The sequence below is a fragment of the Pseudonocardia sp. DR1-2 genome, from assembly GCF_023717215.1.
Taxonomy (GTDB): Bacteria; Actinomycetota; Actinomycetes; order Mycobacteriales; family Pseudonocardiaceae; genus Pseudonocardia; species Pseudonocardia alni.
The window spans coordinates 140,246-159,482 of the sequence record NZ_JAMQOF010000003.1; the positions used below are offsets into that span (position 1 = coordinate 140,246).

General features: G+C 74.2%; 16 protein-coding genes and 3 tRNA genes. 8 read left to right on the plus strand and 11 right to left on the minus strand.

The features are described from left to right. Nucleotides 1–30 precede the first annotated feature (30 nt). Entirely contained in the window at nucleotides 31–1,059 is a 1,029-nt protein-coding gene (locus ND486_RS09635) for a glycosyltransferase family A protein (RefSeq protein WP_251783942.1), read from the plus strand. Between the two features lie 115 nt (nucleotides 1,060–1,174). On the opposite strand, the gene ND486_RS09640 is transcribed toward ND486_RS09635, so the two are convergent. The 3 genes from ND486_RS09640 to ND486_RS09650 are packed head-to-tail and all read right to left on the minus strand — an operon-like array spanning nucleotide 1,175 to nucleotide 4,067. Continuing rightward, nucleotides 1,175–2,287: a cystathionine gamma-lyase gene (locus ND486_RS09640; protein ID WP_251783943.1), complete on the minus strand. Its 1,113-nt coding sequence runs from the start codon at nucleotides 2,285–2,287 to the stop codon at nucleotides 1,175–1,177. 5 nt (nucleotides 2,288–2,292) lie between these two features. Beyond that, entirely contained in the window at nucleotides 2,293–3,351 is a 1,059-nt protein-coding gene (locus tag ND486_RS09645) for an NAD(P)H-dependent glycerol-3-phosphate dehydrogenase (protein ID WP_251783945.1), read from the minus strand. Continuing rightward, on the minus strand, nucleotides 3,348–4,067 hold the full coding sequence (locus ND486_RS09650) for a lysophospholipid acyltransferase family protein (protein WP_251783947.1): 720 nt from the start codon (nucleotides 4,065–4,067) through the stop codon (nucleotides 3,348–3,350). Before ND486_RS09650 ends, ND486_RS09645 begins: the two co-directional genes overlap by 4 nt. Before the next feature lie 129 nt (nucleotides 4,068–4,196). On the opposite strand from ND486_RS09650, the gene cofC reads away from it, so the two are divergent. From cofC to ND486_RS09670, 4 genes are all read left to right on the plus strand, one after another. Continuing rightward, nucleotides 4,197–4,934 (plus strand): 2-phospho-L-lactate guanylyltransferase, encoded by a 738-nt coding sequence (gene cofC, locus ND486_RS09655; protein WP_308215830.1) that lies wholly within the window; start codon nucleotides 4,197–4,199, stop codon nucleotides 4,932–4,934. 61 nt (nucleotides 4,935–4,995) lie between these two features. Beyond that, nucleotides 4,996–7,377 carry an RNA degradosome polyphosphate kinase gene (locus tag ND486_RS09660; RefSeq protein ID WP_251783949.1) on the plus strand — a complete coding sequence of 794 codons (2,382 nt, stop codon included), beginning with the start codon at nucleotides 4,996–4,998 and terminating at the stop codon, nucleotides 7,375–7,377. Then, nucleotides 7,377–8,324: an NUDIX hydrolase gene (locus tag ND486_RS09665; RefSeq protein ID WP_251783951.1), complete on the plus strand. Its 948-nt coding sequence runs from the start codon at nucleotides 7,377–7,379 to the stop codon at nucleotides 8,322–8,324. The genes ND486_RS09660 and ND486_RS09665 overlap by 1 nt, the downstream gene beginning before the upstream one ends. Nucleotides 8,325–8,628: 304 nt before the next feature. Then, nucleotides 8,629–9,642: an endonuclease domain-containing protein gene (locus ND486_RS09670; RefSeq protein ID WP_251783953.1), complete on the plus strand. Its 1,014-nt coding sequence runs from the start codon at nucleotides 8,629–8,631 to the stop codon at nucleotides 9,640–9,642. A 364-nt stretch (nucleotides 9,643–10,006) separates the two neighbouring features. Here the strand turns inward: ND486_RS09670 and ND486_RS09675 are convergent, their stop codons facing one another. The 3 genes from ND486_RS09675 to leuC all read right to left on the minus strand — a co-directional run bounded on the left by ND486_RS09675 (nucleotide 10,007) and on the right by leuC (nucleotide 12,643). Beyond that, nucleotides 10,007–10,486 carry an HU family DNA-binding protein gene (locus tag ND486_RS09675; protein WP_251783955.1) on the minus strand — a complete coding sequence of 160 codons (480 nt, stop codon included), beginning with the start codon at nucleotides 10,484–10,486 and terminating at the stop codon, nucleotides 10,007–10,009. A 139-nt stretch (nucleotides 10,487–10,625) separates the two neighbouring features. Continuing rightward, nucleotides 10,626–11,216, minus strand: a complete 591-nt coding sequence (gene leuD, locus ND486_RS09680; protein ID WP_178376291.1) for a 3-isopropylmalate dehydratase small subunit — start codon at nucleotides 11,214–11,216, stop codon at nucleotides 10,626–10,628. Further along, nucleotides 11,216–12,643 carry a 3-isopropylmalate dehydratase large subunit gene (gene leuC, locus ND486_RS09685; protein ID WP_251783956.1) on the minus strand — a complete coding sequence of 476 codons (1,428 nt, stop codon included), beginning with the start codon at nucleotides 12,641–12,643 and terminating at the stop codon, nucleotides 11,216–11,218. Before leuC ends, leuD begins: the two co-directional genes overlap by 1 nt. Nucleotides 12,644–12,707: 64 nt before the next feature. Here leuC and ND486_RS09690 point away from each other — a divergent pair, with 64 nt between their 5' ends. Next, entirely contained in the window at nucleotides 12,708–13,412 is a 705-nt protein-coding gene (locus ND486_RS09690; protein ID WP_062397135.1) for an IclR family transcriptional regulator, read from the plus strand. A gap of 116 nt (nucleotides 13,413–13,528) precedes the next feature. Beyond that, nucleotides 13,529–15,301: an Hsp70 family protein gene (locus tag ND486_RS09695; protein ID WP_251783957.1), complete on the plus strand. Its 1,773-nt coding sequence runs from the start codon at nucleotides 13,529–13,531 to the stop codon at nucleotides 15,299–15,301. A gap of 296 nt (nucleotides 15,302–15,597) precedes the next feature. Here the strand turns inward: ND486_RS09695 and ND486_RS09700 are convergent. The 4 genes from ND486_RS09700 to gltX all read right to left on the minus strand — a co-directional run bounded on the left by ND486_RS09700 (nucleotide 15,598) and on the right by gltX (nucleotide 17,458). After that, nucleotides 15,598–15,670: transfer RNA gene (locus ND486_RS09700), tRNA-Glu, on the minus strand. A 48-nt stretch (nucleotides 15,671–15,718) separates the two neighbouring features. After that, nucleotides 15,719–15,794, minus strand: a tRNA-Glu gene (locus ND486_RS09705). 58 nt (nucleotides 15,795–15,852) lie between these two features. After that, nucleotides 15,853–15,924 (minus strand) — tRNA-Gln (locus ND486_RS09710). Between the two features lie 55 nt (nucleotides 15,925–15,979). Next, nucleotides 15,980–17,458, minus strand: coding sequence for a glutamate--tRNA ligase (gene gltX / locus ND486_RS09715; protein ID WP_251783960.1), 1,479 nt, complete (start codon nucleotides 17,456–17,458; stop codon nucleotides 15,980–15,982). A 119-nt stretch (nucleotides 17,459–17,577) separates the two neighbouring features. Here gltX and ND486_RS09720 point away from each other — a divergent pair, with 119 nt between their 5' ends. Then, nucleotides 17,578–17,886 (plus strand): EthD family reductase, encoded by a 309-nt coding sequence (locus tag ND486_RS09720; protein WP_062397145.1) that lies wholly within the window; start codon nucleotides 17,578–17,580, stop codon nucleotides 17,884–17,886. Nucleotides 17,887–17,952: 66 nt separating this feature from the next. Here ND486_RS09720 and ND486_RS09725 read toward each other — a convergent pair whose 3' ends face one another. Then, entirely contained in the window at nucleotides 17,953–18,993 is a 1,041-nt protein-coding gene (locus tag ND486_RS09725; protein ID WP_062397147.1) for a 3-isopropylmalate dehydrogenase, read from the minus strand. Nucleotides 18,994–19,237: the final 244 nt, after the last annotated feature.

The following is a 19,237-nucleotide window of genomic DNA, read 5'->3' on the forward strand; positions in this document are numbered from 1 at the left end:
ATCCCAGCGACCCCGACAGAACGGACGACCATGGGCCACCACCGTCAGGAACGTCCGCGGTTCAGCTTCCTGTCGACCGCGTACCGCACCGAGCACGCGGTGTCGGGGATGATCGCGTCGGTGCTGGCCCAGACCGACCCGGACTGGGAGCTCGTCGTCGTCGACAACGGGATGTCCGACGAGATGGCCCGGATCGTCGGCTCCCACGCCGAGCGCGACGCGCGGATCGTGCTCGTCCGCCAGCCCAATCGGGGCGCCGCGGGCGGGATCAACCGCGCCTCGGCCGAGTCGTCGGGCCGCTACGTCACCCTGCTCAACTCCGACGACCAGGTGCTGCCCGACTTCTGCGCCCGGCTCGGCGACGTGCTCGACTCCCGCCCGGACCTCGCCGCCGTCACCTGCGACGCCTGGTTCACCGACGCCGCGACCGGGGAACGGCTGCCCGCCTCCTACCTGGAGAACGCCGGGGCGCCCGCACCGGACCCGGAGCACGTGCTGACCCTCCCCGAGCTCATCGAGGGGCCGTGCCCGTACTACACCGGGGCGGTGCGCCGGGAGGTGTGGGACGCCCACGGCCACGTCGACGACGCCGGGGTGACCGTCGCGGACCTGCACCTGTTCCTCCGGATCGTCGCGGCGGGCCACCGGATGGTGACCCTGCCCGAGCGCCTCGCGAGCTACACCCAGGCCCCGCAGTCGCTGTCCCGCGGCGGGCCCGCGGTGCTGGCCGTGGAGCAGGCCCGGGAGCGGGCGGTCCGCGCGGCCGCGGCGCACTCGGACGACCCGGCCGTGCCCGCCGCGCTGGAGCGGGAGCTGCGCCGCAGCAGGCACCGCCGCGGCGTCGTCGGGGCCCGGGTCGCGCTGTTCGAGGGCGACGTCCCGACCGCGCGGACCCGGGTCCGGGCCGCGTTGCGGGAGCGGACCGACCCGCGGACCCTCGCCGTCGCCGCCGCGGTGCTGCTCGCGCCGGGGCCGACCCGCTGGGCCTACCGCCGCACCCGGGGCGGCCCCGGCGTGGCGCCGGTCGCCCCGGTCCGGGTCGCCGGCGCCGCGCGCTGAGCCCCGCTCGGCCGGTCCGGCACGACGCGCTCGTCGTCCGGCGTGGTCGGTGGTCGTGGACGGCACCTCGTGTCGCGGCGCAGCGCCGCCGCCGTCGGGCCGGACCGCCCCGCCGTCACCCCCCGAGTGCGCCGATCACGTCCGCGAGGAGGTCGTCGGTGTCCTCGACACCGCAGGACAGCCGCACCAGACCGTCCGGCACCGCGTCGCCCCAGCGCGCCCGCCGGTCCGCGGCGGTGCGCAGCCCACCGAAGCTCGTCGCCGAGTCGACCAGCGTCGTGGCTGCCAGGAAGTCCGAGACGGCGTGGGTGTCGGCCAGGGTGAACCGCAGGATCCCGTTCCAGCGCCGCATCTGGGTCCGGGCGAGCACGTGCGACGGGTCGTCGGCCAGCCCGGGCCAGCGCACGTCGTGCACGCCCGGGGTCTCCCGCAGCGCGACGGCGAGCGCGCGGGCGTTCTCGGCCTGCCGGGCCAGCCGCAGGTCCAGGGTGCCGAGCCCGCGCAGCGCCAGCCAGGTCTCCATCGGCCCGGCGATCGCGCCGCCGCGGGTGCGGAAGGCGCGGACCCGCTCGTGGTGCACCGGGTCGGCCGCGGACACGTGCCCGAGCAGCAGGTCCCCGTGCCCGGACAGCGCCTTGGTGTCGCTGGCGACGACGAGGTCCGCCCCGAGCGCGAGCGGCTGCTGCCCGAGCGGGGTGCACGTGGTGTTGTCGACGGCGACGACCGCACCGGCCGCGTGCGCGGCGGCGGCGACCGCGGCGACGTCGCAGACCTCCAGGCCGGGGTTCGACGGCGTCTCCAGCATCACCAGCGCGGGCCGGTGCCGGGCGATCGCCGAGGCCCAGTCGCCCGCGGTCGCGCAGTACGCGACCGGCACCCCGAGCGGGGCGAGCTCCTCGTCGGCGAGCAGGCGCGCGACGTAGTAGCCGTCGCTGGGCAGCAGCACGCCGCGCCCGGTACCGGTGAAGGCGCGCAGGACCGCGGCGACCGCGGCCATCCCGGACGGGAACACCGTGCACGGCCCGCCGTCGAGCTCGCCGACGGCGGCCTCGAACTGCCGCCACGTCGGGTTGTCCGCGCGGGCGTAGAAGTCCGCGCCCGGGTCGGCCTCCTCCGGGCGCCCGAGGTGGTACGTGCTGGTCAGCACCGGCCCGCGGTGCACCGGATCGCCGACGGCGTGGGCGTCGTGCTCCCCGCCGCGCACGCAGCGGGTGCCGTCTCCGAGCATGGGGTTCACTCCGGCTTCGGGGCCCGGGAGATCAGCTCCTTGGCCATCTGGTGGGCGGTCATGCCCTCGTGGCAGACCCGGCGCACCGCGTCGGCGATGGGCAGCTCCACCCCGGCGCGCTCACCGAGCTCGCAGATCGACAGGCAGGACTTCACGCCCTCGGCGACCTGGCCGTGGTTGGCCTTCTCCGCCTCGGCGAGACTCGCGCCGCGGCCGAGCTGCTCGCCGAAGGTGCGGTTGCGCGACAGCGGGGAGCTGCACGTCGCCACCAGGTCCCCCATGCCGGCCAGGCCGGCGAAGGTCAGCGGCGAGGCACCGAGCGCCATCCCGAGCCGGGACATCTCGGCCAGCCCGCGGGTGATCAGCGACGCCCGCGAGTTGTCGCCCAGCCCCATCCCGGACGCGACGCCGACCGCCAGCGCGATCACGTTCTTGCCCGCCCCGCCCAGCTCCGCCCCGACGACGTCGGTGTTGGTGTAGGCGCGGAAGTACCCGGTCGCACAGGCGGTCTGCAGCGCCACCGCGCGGTCGTGGTCCTCACACGCGATGACGGTGGCCGTCGGCTGCTCGTGGGCGATCTCCGCGGCCAGGTTCGGCCCGGACACGACGGCGAGCCGGTCCACACCGACGCCGGTGACGTCGTCGATGACCTCGGTCATCCGCTTGAGCGTCCCCAGCTCGACGCCCTTGGCCAGGCTGGTGAGGGTGACCCCGGCCGGGACCAGGTCGCGCCAGCGCTCCAGGTTGTCGCGCAGCGACTGCGACGGCACCGCGAGGATCACCGCGTCGGCCCCGTCGAGGGCCTCGGCCGCGTCGTGGGTGGCCCGCAGCGTGTCCGGCAGCGCGACGTCGGACAGGTAGTCGGGGTTGTGCCGGTCGGCGTTGATCGCCTCGGCCACCTCCACCCGGCGGGCCCACAGCCGCACGTCGCGGCCGGCGTCGCCGAGGACCTTCGCGAACGCGGTGCCCCAGCTGCCCGCGCCGAGCACGGCGACGCGGTGGATCGAGTGCACGGGCTCGTTGACCGGACGCTCCCCGAACGACGGGGCCGGGGGGACGCTCATCGGCCCGCCTCGCTCTCCGGGCGGCGGCGGTAGAACTCCGCCGGCGCGTCCTCCTCGCGGACCTCGGCGAGCAGCTCCCGCACCCGGCCCATGATCAGGTCGGTGACCTCGCGCAGGACGTGGGCGTCCAGCGGGCGCCCGCGGTAGGCGCTCAGGTCCACCGGGTCACCCGCGCGCAGCACGACGTCGGTGCGCGGCAGCGGGCGGAACTTCTTCTCGTAGCCGTTCAGGACCTCGCGGGTCCCCCAGTGCACCATCGGGATGACCGGCACGTCCGAGGCCAGCGCCATCCGCGCGACGCCGGTGCGCGAGCGCATCGGCCACCCGTCGGGGTCGCGGGTGATGGTGCCCTCCGGGTAGATGATGACGATCTTGCCGTCGGCCAGGGCCTGCGTCCCGGCGGCCAGGCTCTGCTGGGCGTCGGCGGAGTCGCGGTAGACCGGGATCTGCCCCGAGCCGCGCAGCACCTGCCCGAGCACCGGCACCTGCCACAGGCTGCTCTTGGCCAGGAACCGGGGCACCCGCCCCGCGCTGTGCACGTAGGTCCCGGTGTGGATCGGGTCCAGGTGCGAGATGTGGTTGCCGACCAGCAGCGCGCCGCCCCGGGCCGGGAGGTGCTCACGGCCCTGGTAGCGCGGCCGGCCGGTGAGCCAGCCGATCGAGTAGAAGAACGGGACGGCGAAACCGACCCAGAATCCGCCCTTCTCGCGTGCCACCGGCGGCCTCCTCCTGCCCGCCTCGGTGGCGGGTCGTGGGGTCGTCGCGGATCGGGATGATCCGGATCTCGTCCGTGGAGTCTCCCCACAGAGGCCCCACGGTGTCACGCGGGGTGCCAGACTGGGGCCGTGACCCTGCGGGTGGACCTGGTCGTACCGGTGAAGCCGCTGCCCCGCGCCAAGACCCGGCTGCGCGGCGCCGCCGACGGCGGGGTGGGCGATCTCGACGCGCACCAGCGGCTCGCGCTGGCCCTGGCCCGCGACACGGTGGCCGCCGCCGTCGCCGCGGCGGCGGTCCGGCACGTGCTGGTGATCTCCTCGGACCCGGCGGTGGCGATGGAGGTCGGCGCGCTCGGCGCGGAGGTCGTCACCGACCCCGGCCGGCGGCTCAACGGCGCGCTGCGCCACGGTGCCGCGCTGCTGCGCTCGCGCGACCCGCACGCCGCGCTGGGGGCGCTGCAGGCCGACCTCCCCGCGCTGCGCCCGGCCGAGCTCGACGACGCCGTCGCCGCGGCCGCCGTGCTGTTCGCCGCCGGCGCGACCCGCGCCTTCCAGCCCGACGCCCCCGGCGAGGGCACCACGCTGCTGCTCGTCGCGCCGGGCCACGACCTCGACCCGCACTTCGGCCGCGGCTCGGCGGCCCGGCACAGCGCCTCCGGGGCACGCCCGCTGCCCGGTGTCCGTCCCGGCCTGCGCCGCGACGTCGACACCGCCGCCGACCTCGACGACGCCGTCGCCCTCGGGGTGGGGGTGTGGACCCGGGCCGTGGTCGACGCCCGGCACGGGCCGCCCGCCACACCTCACCCACCCGGATGTCCCCCGCCCGGTGACGCCGTCGCCCGACGGTGTGGCACACCACGTACGTGACATCGCCGGACGGGGCCGTGTCCGCGTGGACGGTTGCGGAGCGGTACGAAACAATTGCGACGTGAGTGACGACTCGGCGACCCCGGACGGACGGAACGGCACCTCCGCGCACCCGGGGGGCCGTCCCCGGACGGCGTCGCGCCGTGCCCCGCGTCCGGCATCGCGGCGGCTGCACACCGCGAGCCGCAGCGTCGCCGACCAGGCGCCGGCCGCGGAGATCCCGTCCCAGCAGCACGTGCCGCCGGGTCCCGCGGCGCCGCCCGCGCCGCCGGCCGCCGCGCCGTCGCAGGTCCAGGGGGCCGCTCCGATCGCGCCGCCCGCGGGGGCGACCACCCCGGCGTCGACGATGGCCGAGCTGCTCCCCGAGGACCGCTACCTCAACCGCGAGCTGTCCTGGCTCGACTTCAACGCCCGGGTGCTGGCCCTGGCCGAGGACTCCAGCCAGCCGCTCCTGGAGCGCGCGAAGTTCCTTGCGATCTTCGCCTCCAACCTCGACGAGTTCTACATGGTCCGGGTCGCGGGTCTGAAGCGCCGCGACGAGACCGGCCTGTCCGTGCGCAGCGCCGACGGCCTGACCCCGCGCCAGCAGCTGGCCCGGATCACCGAGCGGAGCCGCGCGCTGTCGCGGGCGCACGCCGAGGTGTTCATGGACGAGCTGCTCCCCGAGCTCGACGCGGCCGGCGTCCACCTGCGCAGCTGGGAGGACCTGACCGACGCCGAGCGCCTGCGGCTGTCGGACTACTTCACCGAGACGGTGTTCCCGGTGCTCACCCCGCTCGCGGTGGACCCGGCGCACCCGTTCCCCTACATCTCCGGGCTGTCGCTCAACCTCGCGGTGACCGTCCGCGACCCCGAGGGCAGGACCGAGCGGTTCGCCCGGGTCAAGGTGCCGAACAACGTGCCGCGGCTGGTGTCGGTGGACCCGCCGGACACCGACACCCGCGCCGGGAACCGGCAGTGCACGTTCCTGCCGATCGAGGACCTCATCTCCGCGCACCTCGGGGACCTGTTCAACGGCATGGAGGTCACCGAGGTCCACCCGTTCCGCGTCACCCGCAACGCCGACCTCGAGGTCGAGGAGGACCGCGACGAGGACCTCCTGCAGGCCCTGGAGCGCGAGCTGGCCCGGCGCCGGTTCGGTCCGCCGGTCCGCCTCGAGGTGCTCGACACGATGTCCGAGCACGTGCTGGAGCTGCTGCTGCGCGAGCTCGACGTCGACCCGAACGACGTCGTCACCGTCCCCGGGCTGCTCGACCTCACCGGCCTGTGGCAGGTGCACGGGGTCAACCGTCCCGACCTGAAGGACGAGCCGTTCCGCCCCGCCACGCACCCGGCCTTCGCCGAGCGGGAGACCCCGCGCAGCGTGTTCGCGACCCTGCGCGAGGGCGACGTGCTGGTGCACCACCCCTACGACTCGTTCTCGACGTCGGTGCAGCGCTTCATCGAGCAGGCCGCCGCCGACCCGAACGTGCTCGCGATCAAGCAGACCCTCTACCGCACCTCCGGCGACTCCCCGATCGTCAACGCCCTGATCGACGCCGCCGAGGCGGGCAAGCAGGTCGTCGCCCTGGTCGAGATCAAGGCCCGGTTCGACGAGCAGGCCAACATCCGCTGGGCACGCGAGCTGGAGAAGGCCGGCGTGCACGTCGTCTACGGCCTGGTGGGGCTCAAGACGCACTGCAAGACCTGCCTGGTCGTGCGCCAGGAGGGGTCGGAGATCCGCCGCTACTGCCACATCGGCACCGGCAACTACAACCCGAAGACCGCGCGGCTCTACGAGGACGTCGGCGTGCTCACCGCCGACCCGACCATCGGCGCGGACCTCACCGACCTGTTCAACTCCCTCACCGGCTACTCGCGGCAGACCTCCTACCGGAGCCTGCTCGTCGCGCCGTACGGGATCCGCCGCGGCATCGTCCGCCGCATCGACGACGAGATCGAGGCGCACCTGTCCGGCGAGTCCGGCGCGCGGGTGCAGATCAAGGCGAACTCGCTGGTCGACGAGGCCATCATCGACGCCTGCTACCGGGCGTCGCAGGCGGGCGTGCCGGTCGACATCGTGGTGCGCGGCATCTGCGCGATCGTCCCCGGCCGCCCCGGGCTGAGCGAGAACATCACCGTCCGGTCGATCCTCGGGCCGTTCCTGGAGCACTCCCGGGTGCTGCACTTCGGCTCGGCCGACGAGTACTGGATCGGCTCGGCGGACATGATGCACCGCAACCTGGACCGCCGGGTCGAGGTCATGCTGCGGGTCGCCGACCCGAAGCTGGCCGACCAGCTCGGCGCGATGTTCGACTCCTGCCTGGACCCGGCGACGCGCTGCTGGACGCTCGGGCCGGACGGGACCTGGTCGCCGTCGCCCGCGCCGGGCTCGGAGAACATCCGGGTCCGCGACCACCAGGTCGAGATGATGAACTCCCGCCGCGGCAGCAGCGAGGACTGATGCTGTCCGCACAGCTCCGGACCGACGGTGCCGAGGTCGATCCGGCGGGCATCGCCGACGTCGTCGCGGCCGGGACGGTGCCGTGGCGCCGCGCGGACGACGGCACCGTCGAGGTGGCCCTGGTCCACCGCCCGCGCTACGACGACTGGTCCTGGCCCAAGGGGCACCAGGACCCGGGCGAGGCGCTGACCCTGACCGCGCTGCGCGAGACCGCCGAGGAGGCGCACCTGGGGTGCCGCCTCGGCGCCCGGCTCGGCCACACCGCGTACGCCGTGCCCGGCAGGGGCCAGAAGGTCGTGCACTACTGGGCCGCCGAGGCCGTCCGCGACCACGGCTTCTCCGTCACCGACGAGACCGACGACCTGCGCTGGCTGCCCCGCGACGAGGCCGCCGCGCTCCTCACCCGCCCGACCGACGCCGACCTGCTGGACCGGCTCGACCGGGTGGGGCCGCCGTCGTCGACGGTGGTGCTCGTGCGCCACGCCAAGGCGGGGAGCCGGACCGCCTGGGAGGGCGACGACGACCTGCGCCCCCTGTCCGGTACCGGGTTCACCCAGGCCGACCGGCTCGCGGACTTCCTCGACCGCTTCGGCCCGGACCGGCTCGCGACCGCCCCGCCGTTGCGCTGCGGCCAGACGATCGAGCCGTACGCCCACGCGTCCGGCGCGGGCGAACCGGACGTGGAACCGCTGCTCGGCGAGCACGGCTACTGGGTCTCCCCCGCCGACGGCCTGGCCCGCTTCCGCACCCTCGCGGCCCAGCCCGGCGTGACGCTGCTGTGCAGCCAGGGCGGGGTCATCCCGGACGTCGTCGGGCACCTGCTCGCCGCCGCCGGCCGGTCCCCCGACCCCGACCTGCCCTCGCACAAGGCCAGCACCTGGGTCCTGGGCTTCGGCGACGACGGCGCCCTGCTGTCGGCCGACTACTACCGCCGCCCGCCCTCCTGACCCGCCTCGCCGCGCAGCGCCTCCCTTCCCCGCTTCCTGCCGCGCCCACCGACCCGCCCGCGCCGCACCTCGGACGCCGTCTGCACACCACTCCCCGCGCCCCGCACCCGACGTCCCCGGTCCCGGTCCCGGTCCCGGTCCGATCGTCGATCAGTACCTGAGAGCTGTCCGGCCCCGGGTCGGCAGCACTGGTGCACTGATCGACCTGTCCTCGGAGGCGCCCTCCCTGCGGCGGCGTGTGCGATCGCGAACGGACCCACCGGTTCCGGCCCGCCGGGCGCGGGCCGGGATGCAGGGTGCGCGGGTGGAGGAGCCGTTCCGGGGGTCGGAGGCCGTCGCGCGCGGGATCGTCACGCCGGCGCGGCTGCGCGGGCCACGGTTCGTGCGTCTGTTCCCCGACGTGTACGTGTCAGCAGCGGTCCCCATGACCCCGGTGCTCCGGGCCCGGGCCGCTTCGGTCTACGCCGGGCCCCTCGGCGCGGCGTCGGCCTACTCGGCGGCCGAGATCCTCGGCGCGTCCTGCGGGCCGTGGACGGCGCCCGCCGAGCTCGTCGCGCCACGGCGGATCCGGCCCCGCCCGGACCTGCTCGCCCACCAGGGCGTCCCGCTCGAACCCGGCCTCTGCGACGGCGTCCGGGTCACCTCACCCCGCGCCACGGCGTGGGCGCTGTGCCGGCGGCTCGAGCTCGTCGACGCCGTCGTCGCCCTCGACGCACTCGCCGCCCGGAGACGGGATCGGCCGGTGTTCGTACCGGTACAGGGCACACCGGCACCCGAGCTGCGGAGACTGTCCAGGATGACGGCGCCGTGCCCCGGCTTCGACCCCGCCGACCTCTTGGCCCTGCGGTCGCTGTACCCGCACGTGCGGGGCTCGGCCCGGCTGGACCGGATCGTCGCACTCGCCGACCCCCGGGCGGAATCCCCACCCGAGACCCGGCTTCGGCTGTTGCTCGTGCTCTCCGGGCTCCCGGTCCCGCAGGTCCAGTTCCCGTTGTACGACGCCCGCGGACGCCCCTGGGCGCGTTTCGACCTCGCCTACCCCGACGCCCTGCTCGCCGTCGAGTACGACGGCGCCCACCACGACGACCCGCTCGACCGCCGACGCGACACCCGGACCGCGGCGCTGGGATGGCAGACCCTCCGGATCACCGCCGACGGCCTCACCCGCAACGCCCGCCGCACCGTCGGGACGATCCGCGCCCTGCTCGCCCAACGGACCCACCTCACCTCGCCCCGACCCGCACCGGCGCCGCGTCCCAGGACCCCACTCGACGCCGCACCCCGCTCTCGTCCACGGCCCCCGTCGATCAGTACGTGAGCGTCGCTGCGTTCCGGTCGGACAGCACTCACGTACTGCTCGACGCGTGAGGGGCTCGGACGGCGCGGCGCGCCCCGGGGGGCAGGCAGCGCAGAGCGGGCAGTCCAGCGAGGCGCGGCCCCACGCCCGCCGCGCTCGGCGGGCCGCACCGGGCCAGGGTGCACACCGGGCGGAAGGACCGTCGATCAGTACGTGGGCGCTGTCCACCTCCGGTCGGACAGCACTCACGTACTGATCGACGCACTCGTGGGCGGCGAGCACAGGACTGCGTGGCAGGGAGGGAGAGGGGGGCACGGGCGCGGGGCGGCGCGGGGCGGCACGGCACCGCGGGGCAGGGCAGACCACGGCGGCGCGATGGCGCGGGCTACTTCTCCGCAGCGGCCTTCCGTCGGGCCGGCTTCTTCGCCGAGGCGGCCGCCTTCTTCGGGGCAGCCGCCTTCTTCTCCGGAGCGGCCGGAGCACCCGCGGTGTCCGGCGGGATCGTCTTGCGGGTCGCGGTGCTGCGACCGGTGCCCGTCGCGGCTCGCTCGGTACGGCGGGGGGCGCTGGTCGCGTTCGCGGCGGCGGCTTCGCTGGCGGCCACCCGCTCCTTGAAGGCGGCGCCGGGCCGGAACGACGGCACCACGGTCTCCCCGACGGGCACCGTCTCCCCGGTCCGCGGGTTGCGGGCGGTGCGCGGCGCGCGTCGTCGCGGCTCGAACACCCCGAACCCGGTCAGGGTGACGGTCTCACCACGGCCGACGGCGTCCACGATCACCTCGACCATCGCGTCGACGGCCGACGTGGCGGCACGACGGTCTCCGAGCCGGGCGGTCAGCGCATCGACGAGCTGAGCCTTGTTCATGGTCACGAAAGGTAAGGCTGCGCCCCTGCCGCGCACCAGATCCCGACGCGAGTCCAGGTCGCATACCGTCCGTCAGTACAGGTCCGAACGGGTGATCACCACGACATCTGTCGGAGCATGGTGACCACCCGTGTTCGGATCAGGCCAGAGTGCGTGGCATCCGGGCGGGCCGGGTTCCCTCGAACGCGGTGATGTCGCCCTCGTGTCGCAGGGTCAGTCCGATGTCGTCGAGACCCTCGCGCAGCCGCCACCGGGCGTAGTCGTCGATCTCGAACGGCACGGTCAGGTCGCCGGCCTGCACGGTCTTCTCACCCAGGTCCACGGTGATCTCGGTGCCGGGCTCGGTCTCGAGCTTCTTCCAGATCAGCTCGACGTCGGGCTGGGCGACCTCGGCGGCCACCAGCCCCGCCTTCGCCGAGTTGCCGCGGAAGATGTCGGCGAACCGCGACGAGATGACGACCCGGAAGCCGTAGTCCATCAGCGCCCAGACCGCGTGCTCACGCGAGGAGCCGGTGCCGAAGTCCGGGCCCGCGACGAGCACCGACCCCCGGTCGAAGGGCTCGTTGTTGAGCACGAAGGACGGGTCGTCGCGCCAGGCGGAGAACAGGCCGTCCTCGAAGCCGGTGCGGGTGACCCGCTTGAGGTAGACGGCCGGGATGATCTGGTCGGTGTCCACGTTGGACCAGCGCAGCGGCACGCCGATCCCGGTGTGGGTGTCGAACTTCTCCATCAGTCCAGGTCCTCCGGGCTGCTCAGCGTGCCGCGCACGGCGGTCGCGGCGGCGACCAGCGGCGACACCAGGTGGGTACGGCCGCCCTTGCCCTGCCGCCCCTCGAAGTTGCGGTTCGAGGTGGACGCGCAGCGCTCACCGGGCGCGAGCTGGTCGGGGTTCATCCCCAGGCACATCGAGCAGCCCGCGGAGCGCCACTCGGCGCCCGCGGAGGTGAAGACCTTGTCCAGGCCCTCCTCCTCGGCCTGGAAGCGCACCCGCATCGACCCCGGGACGACGAGCATCCGCACGCCCTTCGCGACCGAGCGCCCGTCGAGCACCTCCGCGACCGAGCGCAGGTCCTCGATCCGGCCGTTGGTGCAGGAGCCGACGAACACCGCGTCCACGGGCACCTCCCGCAGCGGGGTCCCACCGGTGAGGCCCATGTAGGACAGTGCCTTCTCCACGGCGGCGCGCTCGCCGTCGTCGGAGATGGCGGCCGGGTCGGGCACGGACTCGCCCAGCGGCAGGCCCTGACCGGGATTGGTGCCCCAGGTGACGAACGGGGTGAGCTCGTCGGCGTCGATCCGCACGACCCGGTCGAACTCGGCGCCGTCGTCGGTGCGCAGGGACCGCCAGTCGGCGACGGCGGCGTCCCAGTCGTCGCCGGCCGGGGCGTGGTCGCGGCCCTTGAGGTAGGCGAAGGTCGTCTCGTCCGGGGCGATCATGCCCGCACGGGCACCGGCCTCGATCGACATGTTGCAGATCGTCATCCGGGCCTCCATCGAGAGGTTCTCGATGACGTTGCCCCGGTACTCCAGCACGTGGCCCTGCCCGCCGCCGGTCCCGATCCGCGCGATCACGGCGAGGATGACGTCCTTGGAGGTGACGCCCGGACGCAGCGTGCCGTCGGCGCTGGTCACCTCGATCGCCATCGTCCGGAACGGCTTGAGCGGCAGCGTCTGGGTGGCGAGCACGTGCTCGACCTCGGAGGTGCCGATGCCGAACGCCATCGCGCCGAACGCGCCGTGGGTGGAGGTGTGGGAGTCCCCGCAGACCACCGTGGTGCCCGGCTGGGTCAGCCCGAGCTGCGGCCCGACCACGTGCACGATCCCCTGCTCGGGATCGTTCATCGGGTGCAGGCGGACGCCGAACTCCTCGCAGTTGCGACGTAGGGTCTCCACCTGGGTCCGCGAGACCTCGTCCGCGATCGGGGCGAGGACGTCGAGGGTCGGGACGTTGTGGTCCTCGGTGGCGATGGTGAGGTCCGGACGGCGCACCGGACGGCCCGCGAGCCGGAGCCCGTCGAACGCCTGCGGGCTCGTGACCTCGTGCACCAGGTGCAGGTCGATGTAGAGCAGGTCGGGCTCGTCGCCCTCGCCCTTGCGGACGAGGTGCCGGTCCCAGACCTTCTCGGCCAGCGTGCGCGGCTTCTGTGCGGTGGTCACGCCCGCCTCCTCTGTGATCTGATCGCGGTGGACTTCCCAGATCGTGGGAAGTTAGTATCGGAACGTGGGACAGTCTAGCGGGATCGGCGTGCTCGACAAGGCCGTGGGGGTTCTCCGGGCGACGGCGGAGGGGCCGTGCGGCCTGGCGGAGCTCTGTGAGCGCACCGGCCTGCCCCGGGCCACGGCCCACCGGCTCGCCGTCGGGCTCGAGGCGCACGGGATGCTGCTGCGCACCCCGGACGGGCGCTGGCACCCGGGCCCGACCCTCGGCCAGCTCGCGGGCGGGCGGCCGGACCCGCTGCTCGACGCCGCGGCCGCCGTCCTGCCCCGGCTGCGCGACATCACCGGCGAGAGCGTCCAGCTCTACCGGCGCGACGGGATCCACCGGATCTGCATCGCGCACGCCGAGCCGCCGTCCGGCCTGCGGGACACCGTGCCCGTCGGGTCCCGGCTGCCGATGACCGCGGGCTCCGGGGCGAAGGTGCTCGCCGCCTGGTGCGACCCGGCCACACAGCGGCTCGTCCTCGCCGACGCGAGCTTCTCCGAGCGCGTGCTCGTCGACGTCCGCCGCCGCGGCTGGGCACAGAGCGTCGCCGAACGTGAGGCCGGGGTGGCGTCGGTGTCGGCCCCGGTGCGCGACGCGGCGGGCCAGGTCGTCGCCGCCGTCTCGGTGTCCGGGCCGGTGGACCGGATCGGGCGCCGTCCGGGGGTCCGCTGGGCCGCCGACCTGCTCGCCGCGGCCGACGCGTTGCAGCACCGGCTCACCTGATCGGCCCCTGCCTGCGGTACCGACGCGACTGAGGTGACGGTTCCGGGCTCCACTACCGTGTGGAGGTCCGGCACCGGGCCGGACCCTTCGGACATGGTCGGCACACCGGGGAGACGATGGGTTACCTGCTGGGCATCGACGTCGGCACCACCCGCACCGCGGCTGCGGTCATCGGCTCCGGCACCGTCGAGATGGTCACGCTCGGTGATCACTCGGTCGACATCCCGTCCGTGGTGTACGTGGCGCCCGACGGCGGTCTGCTGTTCGGCGAGGCCGCCGAGCGCCGGGCGCTGACCGAGCCGGACCGCGTCGCCCGCGAGTTCAAGCGCCGCATCGGCGACCCCACGCCGATCCCGCTCGGCGAGCAGTCCTTCGCCCCCGAGCAGCTGTCCGCGCTGCTGGCCGAGCACGTCGTCGACGTCGTCGCGCGCACCGAGGGCGGCGCGCCCGAGCGCATCGCGGTGACCCACCCGGCGTCCTGGGGCACGCACAAGTGCGACCTGTTCGCCGCGGCCCTCGCCGAGCGCGGCCTGACCGTCACCTTCCTCACCGAGCCGCAGGCCGCCGCGCTGCACTACGCGACGAACGAGCGGGTCGAGCCCGGCGCGACCGTCGCCGTCTACGACCTGGGCGGCGGGACCTTCGACGCCGCCGTCGTGCGCAAGGAGGCCGCGGGCGGCGGGTTCACACTGCTCGGCAGGCCCGAGGGCGTCGAGCAGCTCGGTGGCGCCGACTTCGACCAGGCCGTCGTCGACCACGTGCGCGACGCCGTCCCGGCCGCCTTCGAGGGGCTCGACGAGACCGACCCGAACGTCCTGTCCGCGATGGCCCGGCTGCGCCGCGACTGCCGCGAGGCCAAGGAGGGCCTGTCGGCCGACACCGAGGTCTCGATCCCGGTGTGGCTCGGCGAGGTCCGCACGACGGTGCGCCTGCACCGCAGCGACTTCGAGGAGCGCATCCGGCCCCGGCTGGAGGAGTCGGTCGAGGCGCTGCAGCGGGCGATCGCCTCGGCCGGGCTGGCCGCGTCCGGGCCGTCGGTGGTGCTGCTCGTGGGCGGGTCCTCGCGGGTCCCGCTGGTCGCCGAGCTCGTCTCCACCGGGCTCGGGCGTCCCGTGCAGGTCGACGCGGACCCGAAGAACACCATCGCGAAGGGCGCCGTCGTCGCGCTCGGGCCGGCCGACCCGGTCCCCGGCACCGGCTCGGGCGGGTTCGGCGCAGTGGCGGCGAGCAGCGGTCCCGCGCTCGCCCCCGACCCCGGCCCGCTGCCCTGGGAGAACCCGGACCCGGTCACCGATCGGATGCCGACCGGCGGCACGACCCAGCTCGACGGCGACCGCACCGCCTACCTCGAGGGCGCCCGCGCCGACCCGCCCACCGACCGCATCCCCGTCGTGCCGCCGATGGGCTACGACCAGACCGCCGTGCACGGCTACGGCGGGTACGGCGGCTACGACGACGGGGAGACCACCGTCGCCCCCGGGCCCGCACCCGTCCGCCGCTCCCCCGCGCTGCTCATCGGCGCCGGCGGGGTCGTCGCGGCGCTGGCCGTGCTGGGCACGGTGTTCTTCTGGCCGCAGGACCACTCGATCGGCAACGCGATCCCCAACCTTCCCGCGACGCCGACGACCACCGAGGCCCCGCCCCCGACGACCGTCGAGGAGCAGCCGGTCCGCCAGCCGGAGCGGACCCGGGAACGCACCACCGAGGCCGTCCCGACGACGACCGACGCCCCGGTCCCCGTGCCGCCGCCGGTCGTGACCACGACGACGACCGCCCCGCCGCCGCAGAGCTCGTCGTCCTCGTCGTCCTCCTCGTCCTCGAAGCCGCCGGAACCCGATCCCGGCGGAGGCGAGGGCGGCCAGAACCCGCCGGTCCCTCCGGCCCAGTGACCGAGAATCGGCAGCTCGTACCCATGATCGGCGGGGCCGTGCCGAACCCGGTGAACTCGTCGCTGATCGCGGTCGCGCCGGTGTCCGGCCTCTACCTCGCGACGGCGGTCGGCCGGCCCGTCACCGGGCGCCTGGTCGAGCGGTAGGGGCCACGCCCGCTCTACCCGGCCGGCACCGTGCTGGTCGGCGTCGGTGGGGGCCCCTGGTCACCACGACCGACCGGCTCCCCGGGCCGCTCGGCGACCAGGCCCGGACACGACGAAGGCCCCGCTCCGTGGAGCGGGGCCTTCGTGGAGTAGTCCCGACGGGATTTGAACCCGCGCTACCGCCTTGAGAGGGCGGCGTCCTAGGCCGCTAGACGACGGGACCAGGACATTCGGCTCGATCTCGATTGCGGACACCCTGTGAGGGAGTCCGTGGTAGTCCCGACGGGATTTGAACCCGCGCTACCGCCTTGAGAGGGCGGCGTCCTAGGCCGCTAGACGACGGGACCTTGGACGAGACCGTGCCGATTGTCAGAAATCATCGTTCCGAGGAATTCGTGATTTCCGCTGGGGTACCAGGACTCGAACCTAGACTAACTGAACCAGAATCAGTCGTGCTGCCAATTACACCATACCCCATCGAAAAGCGGGCCCCGTTCCGGAGCGAGGCCCGCTCTCCGTTGATGTAGGTACTCTAACCCATGCCCTGGGAGCGTCTGACACCGGCCCCCAGGCGGGCGAGCGACCGCTCGCGGCCCAGCAGCTCCATGCTCTCGTAGAGCGGCGGGGACACCGTGCGGCCGCTGATGGCGACGCGGACGGGGGCGAACGCCTTCCGCGGCTTCAGCTCCAGACCGTCCACGAGCGAGGTCTTGAGCGACTCCTCGATCGCGGCGGCCGACCACTCCGGCAGGTCCGTGAGCCCGGCGACGGCGGCCTCCAGCACCGGGGCCGCGTCGGCGCCCAGGTTCTTCGCGGCGGCGTCGTCGTCGGGGGTGAAGGTGTCCTCGTCGCGGAAGAGGAAGGCCAGCATCCGGGCCGCGTCGGACAGCACCTGGCTGCGCTCCTGCACCAGCGGCGCGGCGGCGGCGAGCACCGAGCGGTCGGGGTCGGTGATCCCCTCGGCGGCGAGGTGGGGCACGACGCGCTCGGCGAAGTCGTCGGGGGCGAGCAGGCGCAGGTGTGCGGCGTTGATCGCCTCGGCCTTCTTCAGGTCGAAGCGGGCGGCGTTGCTCGACACCCGGGACACGTCGAAGGCGGCGACCATCTCGTCGAGGGAGAACACGTCGCGGTCCTCGGCGATCGACCAGCCGAGCAGCGCGAGGTAGTTGAGCAGTCCCTCCGGCACGAACCCGCGGTCGCGGTAGTGGAACAGGTTCGACTGCGGGTCCCGCTTGGAGAGCTTGCGGTTGCCCTCACCGGTGACCAGCGGGAGGTGGGCGTAGGTGAAGGGGCCGTGGCCGATGCCGACCCGGGCCAGCGCCTCCAGCAGGGCGATCTGCCGCGGGGTGGAGGCCAGCAGGTCCTCCCCGCGCAGGACGTGCGTGATCTCCATCAGCGCGTCGTCGACCGGGTTGGTCAGCGGGTAGAGCGGGGTGCCGTCGCCGCGGGCCAGCACGAAGTCGGGCACCTGCCCGGCCCGGAACGTGATCTCGCCGCGGACGAGGTCGGTGAACGTGATGTCGTGGTCGGGCATGCGCAGCCGGTAGACCGGGGCGCGGCCCTCGGCCCGGAACGCGGCGCGCTGGTCCTCGGTGAGGTCGCGGTCGGCGTTGTCGTAGCCGAGCTTGGGGTCGCGGCCCGCGGCGCGGTGCCGGGCCTCGATCTCCTCGCCGCTGGAGAACGACTCGTAGACCTCGCCGGCGTCGATCAGCCGGCGCAGGGCGTCGGCGTAGACCTCGCCGCGTTCGCTCTGCCGGTACGGCCCGTGCGGGCCGCCCTTCTCGACGCCCTCGTCCCAGTCGAGGCCGAGCCACTCCAGCGCGTCGAGCAGGGCCCGGTAGGACTCGTCGGAGTCGCGGGAGGCGTCGGTGTCCTCGATCCGGAATACCAGGGCCCCGCCGTGGTGGCGGGCGTGGGCCCAGTTGAACAGGGCGGTGCGGATGAGGCCGACGTGCGGGGTACCGGTGGGCGACGGGGAGAACCGCACCCGGACCTGGGCTGGAGTACTCATGGTCGGTCCAGCGTATCGACCCCGTACGGAGGGGTGGTGCACGCGGGCGCCGGATGGACCATGGTGGACGGCAGTCGCGACGCACCGGAGCGTCGCGGGACGAGGCGAGGAGGAACCCCGTGTTCCAGCTGACCGCTCTGTACAACCACCCCGAGGACGCCGCCGCGTTCGACCGGCACTACGACACCGTGCACGCCCCGCTGGCGAAGAAGATCCCCGGTGTGCAGCGGTTCACCGTCTCCCGGCCCGCGCCGGGACCGGACGGAGCGCAGCCGCCGTACCACCTCGTGGCGGTGCTGGAGTTCCCCGACGCGGCGGCGTTCCAGTCCGGGATGGGCGGCGCCGAGGGACAGGCCGCCGTGGCCGACCTCGACAACTTCGCCGGCGCCGGGGTGACCCTGCTGACCGGTCCGTCGAACCAGGTCTGACCCGCCCGCACACGACGACGGGGTGGCCCCGGAGATCCGGTACCACCCCGTCGGTGTGTGCGTGGGTCAGTTGGTGGCGACCTCACGGCTCGACACGAGCGCGGCGAGCCGGTCCCCGATCGACGAGGTGTTGCCCGTCGCCGCGTGGTCCCGGGTGGCCAGGTCGAACGCGACCGCGGCCTCGATCCGGCGGGCCGAGTCACGCTGGCCCATGTGGTCGAGCAGCAGCGCGACCGAGAGCACGGCGGCCGTCGGGTCGGCGATGCCCTGGCCCGCGATGTCCGGGGCGGAGCCGTGCACCGGCTCGAACATCGACGGGTTGGTACGGCTGGCGTCGATGTTGCCGCTGGCCGCCAGGCCGATGCCGCCGGTGACCGCCGCCGCGAGGTCGGTGAGGATGTCGCCGAACAGGTTGTCGGTGACGATCACGTCGTACCGGCCCGGGTCGGTGACCAGGTGGATCGTGGTCGAGTCGACGTGCTGGTAGGCCACCGAGACCTCGGGGTACTCCAGCGACACCTCCTCGACGATCCGCGACCACAGCGCACCGGCGAAGGTCAGGACGTTGGTCTTGTGGACCAGCGTCAGGTGCTTCTTCGGCCGCCGCTGGGCACGGGCGAACGCGTCGCGCACGACACGGTCGATGCCGAACGCGGTGTTCTGGCTGACCTCGGTCGCGATCTCGTGCGGGGTGTCCTTGCGGAGCAGGCCGCCGGTGCCGACGTACGGCCCCTCGGTCCCCTCGCGCACGACCACCAGGTCGATCTCCGGGTTGCCGGCCAGCGGGCCGCGCACCCCCGGGTAGAGCCGCGCGGGGCGCAGGTTCACGTGGTGGTCCAGCTCGAAGCGCAGACGCAGGAGCAGGCCGCGCTCGAGGATGCCGCTGGGCACCGACGGGTCGCCGACCGCGCCCAGCAGGATCGCGTCGTGCTGCTTGATCTCGGTCAGCACCGTCTCCGGGAGCAGCTCGCCCGTGGAGTGCCAGCGGGCGGCACCGAGGTCGTACTCGGTCGTCTCCACGTCGCGGGCGACCTCGCCCAGGACCTTGAGTGCCTCGTTGATCACTTCCGGGCCGATGCCGTCACCGGGGATGACCGCAAGGCGCATGACCTCGTCCTCTCGTCGTACTGCTGGCCGCACGCTACCGCCTGCCGACGCAGGGTCATCGTTCGGCCACCCGGTGGGGTGGTCCCGTCCGGGTGACGCGTGCGCCGCACGCGGTCGGAGTACCCGCGACACGCGGCCGTTCCGGGGACTCCGGTCCGTTCCGAGAGGTGGGACGGCCGCCGCGGCCGTCACCCGTCCGGAGGGCGGTGGGGAAGAAGCGCGACGACGGCGTCGTTGCCCCGGA

Excerpts from the sequence above, each read along its gene's own strand:
- ND486_RS09640 (WP_251783943.1), bottom strand. The coding sequence starts at position 2,287 with ATGCTCGGAGACGGCACCCGCTGCGTGCGCGGCGGGGAGCACGACGCC.
- ND486_RS09645 (WP_251783945.1), bottom strand. The coding sequence starts at position 3,351 with ATGAGCGTCCCCCCGGCCCCGTCGTTCGGGGAGCGTCCGGTCAACGAG.
- ND486_RS09675 (WP_251783955.1), bottom strand. The coding sequence starts at position 10,486 with ATGAACAAGGCTCAGCTCGTCGATGCGCTGACCGCCCGGCTCGGAGAC.
- ND486_RS09725 (WP_062397147.1), bottom strand. The coding sequence starts at position 18,993 with ATGCGCCTTGCGGTCATCCCCGGTGACGGCATCGGCCCGGAAGTGATC.
- ND486_RS09695 (WP_251783957.1), top strand. The coding sequence starts at position 13,529 with ATGGGTTACCTGCTGGGCATCGACGTCGGCACCACCCGCACCGCGGCT.
- ND486_RS09635 (WP_251783942.1), top strand. The coding sequence starts at position 31 with ATGGGCCACCACCGTCAGGAACGTCCGCGGTTCAGCTTCCTGTCGACC.
- ND486_RS09665 (WP_251783951.1), top strand. The coding sequence starts at position 7,377 with ATGCTGTCCGCACAGCTCCGGACCGACGGTGCCGAGGTCGATCCGGCG.
- gltX (WP_251783960.1), bottom strand. The coding sequence starts at position 17,458 with ATGAGTACTCCAGCCCAGGTCCGGGTGCGGTTCTCCCCGTCGCCCACC.
- leuD (WP_178376291.1), bottom strand. The coding sequence starts at position 11,216 with ATGGAGAAGTTCGACACCCACACCGGGATCGGCGTGCCGCTGCGCTGG.